Source organism: Methylosinus sp. Sm6 (assembly GCF_019802345.1).
In the GTDB taxonomy this organism is placed as follows: domain Bacteria; phylum Pseudomonadota; class Alphaproteobacteria; order Rhizobiales; family Beijerinckiaceae; genus Methylosinus.
Window position 1 is genome coordinate 135,678 of the sequence record NZ_JAINDZ010000009.1, and the last position, 10,118, is coordinate 145,795.

Below are 10,118 nucleotides of genomic sequence, written 5' to 3' on the forward strand. Positions count from 1 at the left end.
ACGGCGCGCTTCACGCGCGCGAGAGAATCGCGAGCAAAAGCGTGATTTGGCAGCCGAAGCCGATGAGGAACATCGGCGTCCTGATCCAGGGAAGGCCGAGCGAATAGATGACGTAATGCGCCGCGCGCGTCGCGAAGAACAAAGGCGCCGCGATCGCCGTCGCCGCCGTGCCGCCCCCGACGATCTGGATCGTGACGGCGAGCACCGCGAAGACGAGCAGATTCTCGACCATGTTGAGATGCGCGTTCTTGGCGCGCAGCGCCCAGGGCGCCTTGGTCGGAACCTCATGCAGCGGATCGCGAAAGGCCTCGATCGGTCCGAGCTCGCGGATGCGTTGCAGAATATAGGGAATCCACAGGATCGAGGCGACGCCGGCGGTCAGCACGGTCCAATAGAGCTCGGGAGTGAGGGCGTTGGTCATCGCAATGGCGCTCCTTGTTCGCGAATGATGCGCGCAAGCTAGCGAGACGCTTTCCCGACGTGAAGTACGCAGAAATATCGCAGATACTGACGTATCATGTCGATAGGGCATCATTGGATACCGTCTTCCATGCGCAAGCAGCGGCACGAGCAATATGACGAATGTCCGATCGAAGGCGCGATGGACATCATCGGCGGCAAATGGAAGCCGTCCATTCTCTATCGCCTGTCGGGCGGAACGAAGCGCTTCAGCGAGCTGCAGCGATTATTGACGAAGATCACACAGCGCACGCTGACGCAGCAATTGCGCGATCTCGAGCGTGACGGAATGATCTCGCGGCGCGTCTATCCCGAGGTGCCGCCGCGCGTCGAATATAGCCTCACCGACCGCGGGCGCTCGCTCCAGCCGGTTCTGGCGCTGCTGTTCGACTGGGGCGTCGAGCATGTGCTCGGCGCGGAAAAACGCGGCGGCGAAGCCAAATGAGCGCGCCTCCCGGCTCGCCTTTCACAGAGATGCGGCGAGAAGGCTCGCCGCCTCGATCAACCGCCGGTCCGACCAGCGCGGGCCGATCAGCGAGACGCCGAGCGGCGGGGCGCCGGGCGCGCGCGGCGGCGGAACGCTGATCTGCGGCAGGCCGAAGAAGCTGGCGAACAGGAAAGTGCGGAACATCCGATAGCGCTTGGCGTCGAGCTCCGCCTCGCTCTCGTCGAGCCGCGGCGAGACGAAGGGCGTGGTCGGGACGACGAGCAGCGTGTTCCCCGGCAAGATCGCATCCACTCGCGCGCGCGCCGCGCGGCGAAAGGCGTCGGCCTCGGCCTTTTCGCCCGCCGTCACTTGCGCCGCATAGGCGAAGCGCTCCGCGATCCCCGGCCCGAAGCGCGGCGCCTCGCGCTCGATCCAAGGGCCTTGCGCGCTCCACGCCTCGAAGGCCTGCAGATTGCGAAAATGGCGCAGTGCTTGCGACCAGAAGTCTTCGCCGAGCGTCGCTTCGTCGACCGCGAACATGCGCGCCAGCGCCGCGCGCGCGGGCCTCGCCGCCGCCTTCGCCTCCTCGTCGCTCTGCGCGAAGGCTTCCTCGAGGGCCACGGCGCGCTCGAATGTTCCGACGGAAACATCCTCGGGCAGCAGAATCTCGCCGACGCGCGCCAGCGTCTCGACGTCGCGCGCAAACCAGCCGATCGTGTCGAGCGATTGGGCGAGCGGGATCACGCCATCGGGCGACACCGCGCCATGCGAAGGCCGAAAGCCATAGACGCCGCAGAAGGAGGCCGGCGCGCGGCAGGAGCCGGCGGTATCCGTGCCGAGCGCGAAATCGGCGAGGCCGGCGGCGACGGCGACGGCCGAGCCCGAGGACGAGCCGCCCGGATGCCGATCGGGCGCGGCCGGATTGACCGGCGTTCCGTAATGGACATTGGCGCCGAGCAGGCTATAGGCCATCTCGTCCATCTGCGCCTTGCCGACGAGCCGCGCGCCGGCGGCGAGCAGCCGATCGACGGCCGGCGCGTCCTGCGCCGCCGCCTCATGCGTTTCGGCCCATCGCGGATTGCCATTGGTCGAGACGCAGCCGGCGACGTCGATATTCTCCTTGACGACGAAGCGCTCGCCCGAGAGCGCCCCCCGAGCGGAACGCGAAACATCGAGCGCCCGCGTCAGAGCGGAGGAAGGGCCGGACATCGCATATCCCTCTGGCGGCGCGGAACATTCATTTCCGGTTCATCGGCAATGGCAATTTTAGACGACGGTCCTGCTCTTGAAAATCGTAGATCCGATTTTTCCGAACGATAGATGTCGAAATGACAATGAAGAAATATGCCGCCGAAGCCATCGGCACGGGCGCTCTTGTCTTGCTCGGATGCGGCGCGGCGACGCTGGGCGATCTCGGCGGCGCGCCGAACTCGACGCAAGGCGTCGGGCCGCTCGCCGTGCTGCCCATCGCCTTTGCGTTCGCCTTGACCGTCACCGCCATCGCCTATGGCGTCGGCCCGGTGTCCGGCTGCCACATCAATCCGGCCGTCTCGATCGGCGTCTGGTCCGCCGGCCGGCTCTCGACCCTCAATCTGATCGGCTATATCATCGCGCAATGCCTCGGCGCGATCGTCGGCGCGGCTATTCTCTACGCCATATCGAACGGGCGCGACGGCGGATATGACGTCGCCGTCGCGGGCCTCGGCCAGAACGGCTGGAGCAATATTTCGACGGCCTCGGCCTTTCTTGCGGAATTCGTCGGCACATTCCTGTTTCTCGTCGTCATCCATATCGCGCTCATTCGCGTGACCGGCGCCTCCGTCAATCCGGCGCGCTCGCTCGGCCCGGCGGTGTTCGTCGGGGGCAAGGCGCTGCAGCAGCTATGGCTGTTCTTCGCCGCGCCCCTGCTCGGCGGAGTGACGGCCGGACTGCTGTTCCGCTGGCGCAGCCTCTGACGGCTCCCGCCGCGACTCGAAGGCCTCAGGCCTCGACCCGATTGAGCCGGGGCCTTCGAGCATGGCAGGATCGACTCTTCGTTCAGGGAGCTCGATCGAATGGCGCGCCGCCCGCTCCGCAGCTTGCTTCTGGCTGCGCTCGTCTCGTCGACCATCGACGCTCCGGCCTCGGGCCAGAGCGTCGATCTCTCGAAATCCATTATCGTCGACCTCACCCACCCTTTCGACGAGCGGACGATCTATTGGCCGACCTCGCCGTCCGGCTTCGAGCTGAAGCCTTTGTTCAACGGCCTCACCAAAGGCGGCTTCTTCTATGCGGCCAACAGCTTCTGCTCGCCCGAGCATGGCGGCACCCATCTCGACGCGCCACGTCATTTCGCGCAAGGACATTGGACCAGCGCCGAAATTCCGGTCGAGCGCTTCGTCGGCCCGGCGGTGGTGATCGATATTTCGGCCAAGGCCGCAGCCGATCGCGACTATCGGCTGCAGCTGGAGGATGTCACGGCCTTCGAGGCCGCTCATGGGCGAATCGCGGAAGGCGCGATCGTCCTGCTGCGCACCGGCTGGAGCGCGCGCTGGGGCGACCGCAAGGCCTATCTCGGCGACGATGCGCCCGGCGACGCCAGTCATCTGCATTTTCCGGGCTTCGGCGCCGAGGCGGCCGCGCTGCTGGCGCATGAGCGCCATGTGCGCATGATCGGCCTCGACACGGCGAGCGTCGATTATGGCCCCTCGCGCGATTTCCCCGTGCATCGCATCGTCGCGGCGGCCGATGTGAGCGGGCTCGAGAATCTGGCCCGTCTCGACGAGCTGCCGCCGACGGGCGCGATCGTCTTCGCCTTGCCGATGAAGATCGCCAACGGCACCGGCGGCCCGGCGCGCATCATCGCCATAGCGCCGCGCTGATCCTCTTGACCGGGCCGAGGCCTTGGCAGACCCGGCTCGCGCTCCCATATTGCTGGCGCCGCGCCCTCGAAGCGTCGGTTCCAATTGGGAGAGACAAATGTCACCCGAAGAACGCCAACTGCTCGCCGGTCTGTTCGAGCGCACGCGAGGCGCAGCCGCCGCCCCGCGCGATCAGGAGGCGGAGAGCTTCATCGCCGAGCAGATGAAATCGCAGCCTGCGGCGTCATATCTGCTCGCGCAGACTGTGCTCGTTCAGGATCAGGCGCTGCAGGCCGCCAATCAGCGGCTGCAGGAGCTGGAAGGCCGAGTTCATCAGCTGGAGAGCCAACCGGAGCCGGCCTCGGGCGGCTTTCTCGGCAGCCTGTTCGGCCAGCGCCAGGCGCCTCCCCCGCAGCGGCCGACCCTGCCTCCAGGCTATGGTCAGCCCGCCAATCCGCAGGGCGGCCCCTGGGGCGCGGCCCCCGCCGGCGGCCCCGCTTACGCCCAGCCTCCGGGCTATCCGCAGCAGGGCGGCTTCGCCCCGCAGCAGGCGGCGGCGGGCGGCGGCGGCTTCTTGAAGGGCGCCCTGGGCACGGCGGCCGGCGTCGCCGGCGGCGTGCTGCTCGCCGATTCGATTCGCGGCCTGTTTCATGGCGGCGGCGCGGGCGGCGGCCTCGGCATCGGCCAGGGCTTCGACCACGCCGGGCTCGGCGGCGGCGGCGAGACCGTCATCAACAACTACTATGGCGACCAGGCCGGCGGCTTCGACCAGCGCGACGCCGGCTATGGCGGCCCGGCCTCCGACGGTCCCGACGTTCAGAACGCCGATTATGACGACGGCGGCTTCCAGGACGACGGCGGCGACGGCGGCTTCGACGTATGAGAAACGGGCGGCGCTGAAACGCGCCGCCTCGCCCCTATGGGCGTCAGGACGAGACGCAAGCGTCGAGACGCGATCGAGGGCAAGAGCTTCGCCTTGCCGGCAAAGGCGATGCGCGCCTTGCGCCAGAAGGCGGGGGAGGCGGCCGCGAACGCCGTCGCCTTCGTCCCCGGACGCTACTGCGCGCGCAAAGACGGCGCCTCTCTCGTCACTTTTTCCGCAGCAGGACCAGCCGGCCCGCGACGGGCCGGTTCGCCTCGAGCCGGATCGTCGTCTGCTGCGCGAAGAGGCAATCGAAGTTCCCGCTCCACAGCCCTTCGACATAGGTCGGATTATGGACGAAGCGCCCGCAGGGCGAGAGCGCGTGGGCGCGCCCGGCTCCGGCTTCGAAGCTGAACGCGAACAGGCCGCCGGGCCGAAGATTGCGCGCGGCGCCCGCGAACAACGCCGAGAGATCGCCGAGATAGATGATCATTTCGAGCGCCACGATCAGATCGAAAGGCGCTCCATTGGCGTCGAGAAAGGCGATGGCGTCGTCCTCGACGAGCCGGGCGTAGAGATTTCGCGCCTTCGCCTTCTCGAGCATGCGGGCGGAAAGATCGACTCCGACGAGCTCATCGCCTACCGTCGCGAGTCCCGCGGCGGAAAGGCCGGTGCCGCAGCCGAGGTCGAGGATGCGCGGAAAGCGGCGGCCGGCGGCCTCGAGCAGCGTTCTCAGCGTCTCCGGAAGGCGATAATGCAGAATTTCGACGAGGTGGCGGTCGAAATTCTCCGCATAGCGATCGAAGCAGGCGGCGACATATCCCCGCGAAGCGCGCTCATGCGCGCGTCCGCGCAGCGCGTCCAGATGGAAGGGGATGATCGGATCATCCGGAACCATGGCGAGAATGGCCTCGCCGAGCCGCAGCGCCGCCTCGCCATGGCCAAAGCCGCAAAGCGCCTGAAAGGCGGAACGGCAGGCGGCGAGCGTGTCCTCGGCGTAAGCACCCGCCGCCGCACGATAGGCGTCGATCGCCGCTTCGACCGTGGACTCGATCGCGGCGGCGGCGAAAGCCGCGCCGGCGTATCTGCGGATGATCGTGACCTCGCCCGGAAAGGCCTGCGCGGCCACCGCCAGCGCCGTTCGCGCCTCGGCGAAACGGCCGATAAGATAAAGCGACTGGCCGAGGCAGGCGTGCACCGCGCCGCTCTCGACCCCACGCGCGACGGCTCCGCTGAGCAGGCGCACGGCGTCCTCGAAGCGCCCACGCTCGATATAGATCAAACCGAGCCCCGTGCAGGCATCGACCGACGCGGGCTCGAGCTCGAGCGCCGCGACATAGGCGTTCTCGGCGGCGTCCTTGTCGCCGATCTCATTGCAGAGACCGGCGACGCCGAGCCAGACCTGAATGCGGGACGGATCGCGCTCCAGCGACGCGATGAAGGCGTTCAAGGCGTCGGCCTTGCGCCCGGAGAAGGACCGCAGCGCGCCGAGATCGGCGAGCAGGGCCGCATCGTCGGGCGCGAGGCCGGCGGCCGCTTCCAGCGCCTCGACGGCCTCCGGCACGGCCCCGTCCTGCCAGAGGGAAAGCCCCAGATAGCGCAGCGCCGAGGGCGGCGACCCGCCGCGATCGAGCGCCGCTCCGAATTTCGGATAGCGCGCGCGCCACTGCTCGAGGGCGGCGACCGGCGGGAATGGCGACGAAACATGCAGCGTCATCGGGCAATGCTCCAGAAATGATTCGGAAATGATTTTGCTCGGCAAGCTGACGCCGGACTTGCCAAAAAAACGGCCGGGCGCATCGCGCCCTGCCTCGGCAATCGCGAAAAGAACCCGACTGGCGCGGATTTAGAGCGCTTTCCGATCGAAGGGAATCGTTCGATCGATCAGAATTCGCTCAAACTAAAGATTATCCGATCCCTTCGGATCGGATAATGCTCTAGAATCGGATAATGCTCTAGAATCTGATTCCGACCTTGCCGACGACGGTCCGGGGCGCGCCCGGAAAATAGATCCCAGAGCTCGAGAACTGCTGAAAGTAATCATTGCTGATCTGTCCGATGTAACGCTGATCGAACAGATTGGCGACAGTGATTCCGGCTTCGAGCGTCTGTCCCCATTCCAGCGCATGCTCATATTTGACCGCGAGATCGAGCAGGCCATAGCCCGGAATCGGCTGCCGGCCGGTCGTATCGCCCATCCGGTCGCCGACCACATGGACGATGGGCGTCAAGGTGAATTGGCCGATGCGCCAATTCGCGCCGACAGAGGCGATCCAATAAGGCACGTCGGGCACTTGCTTGCCGGCGACCTTCAGCGACGCGAGCGTGGCGGCGGAAGCGCCCGGCAGCGCCGGCAGGTCCTCGACGAAGACGAGCGTCTGATAGCCGACCGAGGCGAACAGATCGATCGCCTCCTGCGGCGGGAAATGCGCCATCAGCTGCGCGCCGAGACCTTCGCTCTCGCCGACATTCTGGCCGTAAGAGACGCCGATCCCCGGATCATAGGGCACGAGCTTGTGATGGTTGCGGCTGTAGAAGCCGATCGGCTCGATATAGCCGGAGCCATAGGCGCCGGCGAAGGACCAGCGCAGGCCGAAATCGACCATCTCCGCGGTTTCCGGACGCAGCTGCCGCCACATGGCGTCGGCGGTCAGGCCCTTGGACAGAAAGGTCGCGGCGTTCTGCTGATAGGCCGGCCACAGATCATAGCTCAGTCGCCCATAGCCGACGCTCGCGCTGGCATGGAGGAGAATGTCGTCGGTCAGCTGATAGGACAGCGCGCCATAGGGAAGAAAATTTCCGACCGTGAACGGCTGCACGCTGCGATTGGTCAGGACGCCCGGCGAGAGCGCCAGAGCCGTGTCATAGGAGACGTCGCCCATTCCGGGCGTCACGGCGTGCTCGTCGATTCCGGCGAGCGTCTGCCACACATAGCGCGCGCCCGCCTCCACGAAGAGCGGACCGAAGCTGCGCGACGCCAGGCCATAAACGGAATTATAGGTGTTGGGGTGCGTCTGCTGCGCGAGAATCGACCAGCCGGAATTGATCAGGCCGCCGGAAGCGGTGGGATCATAGGTCTGCCAGGCGGTCGGAGGACCGGGGAGATTGTGCTGGCCGAACCAGTGGCCGAGCTTCACGTCGGTCTCGACGAAACGCGTCTGCAGCTCGCTGGTCACGCCCCAAAAGTCGTGGTCGATGACCCAACGGCGAATCTTGCCGTTCTGCGTGCCGTCGAGATAATAGCCGTTCTCGTAAAAGTAATAGGGCTTCACGACGAAGCGCGTGTCCTCGTTCAAGCGCAGCGTGAATTCGGCGAATGTCGTCCACAGATCGAAATGCTGGAGATTATAGCCGTACCAGGCGACTTGATCGGATTTGAGCAGGCCCGGAGTGGTGTTGAAGTCGAAGCTGCGGTAGCGGCCGAGATCGCTCGCCTGCTGATAGCTGAGGCCGCGATAATTATGCTCGTCGAAGCTGGTCTTTGCGGCGAAGACCTTGGCCTCGAAATTTTCGACTGGCTTGGTCTCGACGCCGATGGCGAAACCCGACTTGCCTTGCGGGCTCTTGCCCTCGCCCCGCCATTTCTCCGCATCCGACCAGGTTCCGGACACGAACAGCTTGGTCGTCCCGTCGAGAATCTCGCCGCTGTCGACGCGCGCGAAGGTGCGGAGAAAGCCGAACGAGCCCACGCTCTGAGAGATTTCGCCGCCCATCTTCTTCTCGGGCCAGCGCAAGCGGCTCTCGATGACGCCGCCGACGGTGAAATAGGAATTCACATCGGACGAAACCGGGCCCTGGCGCAGCATGATCTTCGACAAATTCTCATTGTCGACCAGCCAGTTCACGCCGGGGCCGGGATTGATGCCGGAGAGCGGAAGCCCTTCGACCGTGCCCAGCGAATTGCCGCCGCCCACCAATTCGCCGCGGATGCGCACGCCCTTGTTGCCGCCCGGCAGATTGGCCATTCCGTAAGGGTCGATCGCCGGGGCGTCGACGCCCGGCAGATTGGCGATCGCCCGGATCGGATTGACGCCGCCGAGCGACGTCATATTCATTCCTTGCCGGTCGACAGTATAATCCGTCGACGGCGTGCTCGGCGCGCCGATGATCGAGCCCGGCGCGGCCGAGTCGGCGCCGCGCCGGGCCGCTTGCGCGACGCTTCCGACATCGATCGTCGGGAGCGCCGTCTGCGCCGAGGCGGCGCCGACGACCTCGGCGATAGCGAGAAACGACGCGCCGCAGAACGAAAATCGGCGAAGCATCATGCGAGCGGTCGACGCGTTTGTCATAATCCTGCCCCGGGACGTTCCCGCCCGGCGCCGAGCGCCTCGATGCGGGCTTACGTTATGTAGACATAATACATATATCTATGCGCCGAGCGATCGGCAAAGCTACAAATTTGCGCAAATGCGCATAGTTCTCGGCAATACGCCGAAAATTCATGCTCTATCCAGAGGCCCTGAGGAGTAAAGAGCGAGCCTGAAGGCTCACGGTCCAAGCCCGCCCCTGGACCGCGGGCCTTCACGCTCGCTTCTTCATTCGCGTTTACGCAGACCGCTACGCGTCCTTGGCGGCCGCCATCATATAGTTGACATCGGTGTCGCGGCTGCGTCGCCAGCTGCGCGTCAACGGCTGGAAGCTCATGCCGGAGCGGTCGATCTCGCGCAGGCCGGCGCGGCGCAGCCAGGCGGACAGCTCGTCCGGCCGCACGAATTTATCGTGGTCATGCGTGCCGCGCGGCACCCAGCCGAGCACATATTCGGCCCCGACGATCGCGAGTGCGTAGCTCTTCAACGTGCGGTCGATGGTGGCGAGGAACAGCAGCCCGCCGGGCTCGACCATGCGGCCGAGCGTCGCGACGAAATCCTTCTGCCCCTCGACATGCTCCAGCACTTCCATCGCGACGACAATGTCGAAGCGCGCGCCGTCGGCGGCCAGCGCCTCGGCGGTGGTGTTGCGGTAGTCGATAGAAAGGCCGGAGCGCTCGGCATGGCGGCTCGCCACCGCGATATTATTGGGAGCGGGGTCGATCCCGGTCATTTGCGCGCCGAGCTCGGCCAGCGCCTCGGTCAGAATGCCGCCGCCGCAGCCGATATCGACGATGCGCAGCCCCTCGAGCGGCTGCGCGCCATGACGGTCGCGCCGCTCGCCGCCGAGCGGCAGGCGCCGGCAGGCGTGGTCGCAGATGTAGTCGACGCGGATCGGATTGATCTCGTGCAAAATCCCCATTTTGCCCGAGGCGTCCCACCACAGCTCGCCGAGCCGGTCGAAACGGGCGACGTCGGCGGGATCGACGCTCGCGGAATGGGGACGGGACTTGTCTTGCGGCACACGAACCTCTTTTTTCGATCTGTCGACGGGGATCTCCGCCCCACCCTCCCCTTTCGAGGGGACGGTGTAGCGCCCTGTCCGGCATTCAACCGTTCGCCAGGGAATCGGGTGAAGGACAACAACCCCATCACCCTCGTCCTGAGGAGCCCGCGAAGCGGGCGTGTCGGAGGACGGCAACGGGGGGGAAACTTTGATTGGG

General features: G+C 66.1%; 9 protein-coding genes. 4 read left to right on the forward strand and 5 right to left on the reverse strand.

All coding sequences use genetic code 11. The annotated features are described in order from the left end of the window. Positions 1-10: 10 nt before the first annotated feature. Positions 11-421: an MAPEG family protein gene (locus K3F48_RS08595; protein ID WP_222575009.1), complete on the reverse strand. Its 411-nt coding sequence runs from the start codon at positions 419-421 to the stop codon at positions 11-13. 129 nt (positions 422-550) lie between these two features. Between K3F48_RS08595 and K3F48_RS08600 the strand changes: the two genes are divergently transcribed. Next, the gene (locus tag K3F48_RS08600) at positions 551-904 is read left to right on the forward strand and encodes a helix-turn-helix domain-containing protein (protein ID WP_222575010.1); all 354 of its coding nucleotides are present in this window, start codon (positions 551-553) and stop codon (positions 902-904) included. Between the two features lie 21 nt (positions 905-925). Here K3F48_RS08600 and K3F48_RS08605 read toward each other — a convergent pair whose 3' ends face one another. Then, positions 926-2,095, reverse strand: a complete 1,170-nt coding sequence (locus K3F48_RS08605; protein ID WP_222575011.1) for an amidase — start codon at positions 2,093-2,095, stop codon at positions 926-928. A gap of 119 nt (positions 2,096-2,214) precedes the next feature. Here K3F48_RS08605 and K3F48_RS08610 point away from each other — a divergent pair, with 119 nt between their 5' ends. The 3 genes from K3F48_RS08610 to K3F48_RS08620 all read left to right on the forward strand — a co-directional run bounded on the left by K3F48_RS08610 (position 2,215) and on the right by K3F48_RS08620 (position 4,609). Beyond that, the gene (locus K3F48_RS08610; protein WP_370631381.1) at positions 2,215-2,841 is read left to right on the forward strand and encodes an aquaporin; all 627 of its coding nucleotides are present in this window, start codon (positions 2,215-2,217) and stop codon (positions 2,839-2,841) included. Between the two features lie 99 nt (positions 2,842-2,940). After that, the gene (locus K3F48_RS08615) at positions 2,941-3,747 is read left to right on the forward strand and encodes a cyclase family protein (protein ID WP_222575012.1); all 807 of its coding nucleotides are present in this window, start codon (positions 2,941-2,943) and stop codon (positions 3,745-3,747) included. A gap of 97 nt (positions 3,748-3,844) precedes the next feature. Further along, complete coding sequence (locus K3F48_RS08620; RefSeq protein WP_222575013.1) at positions 3,845-4,609, forward strand: DUF2076 domain-containing protein; 765 nt, start codon at positions 3,845-3,847, stop codon at positions 4,607-4,609. Between the two features lie 205 nt (positions 4,610-4,814). Here the strand turns inward: K3F48_RS08620 and K3F48_RS08625 are convergent, their stop codons facing one another. The 3 genes from K3F48_RS08625 to ubiG form a co-directional block, all read right to left on the reverse strand. After that, the gene (locus K3F48_RS08625; protein WP_222575014.1) at positions 4,815-6,305 is read right to left on the reverse strand and encodes a methyltransferase domain-containing protein; all 1,491 of its coding nucleotides are present in this window, start codon (positions 6,303-6,305) and stop codon (positions 4,815-4,817) included. 238 nt (positions 6,306-6,543) lie between these two features. Further along, entirely contained in the window at positions 6,544-8,853 is a 2,310-nt protein-coding gene (locus tag K3F48_RS08630; RefSeq protein WP_255608726.1) for a TonB-dependent receptor, read from the reverse strand. Between the two features lie 292 nt (positions 8,854-9,145). Beyond that, entirely contained in the window at positions 9,146-9,919 is a 774-nt protein-coding gene (ubiG, locus tag K3F48_RS08635) for a bifunctional 2-polyprenyl-6-hydroxyphenol methylase/3-demethylubiquinol 3-O-methyltransferase UbiG (RefSeq protein ID WP_222575015.1), read from the reverse strand. Positions 9,920-10,118 lie beyond the last annotated feature (199 nt).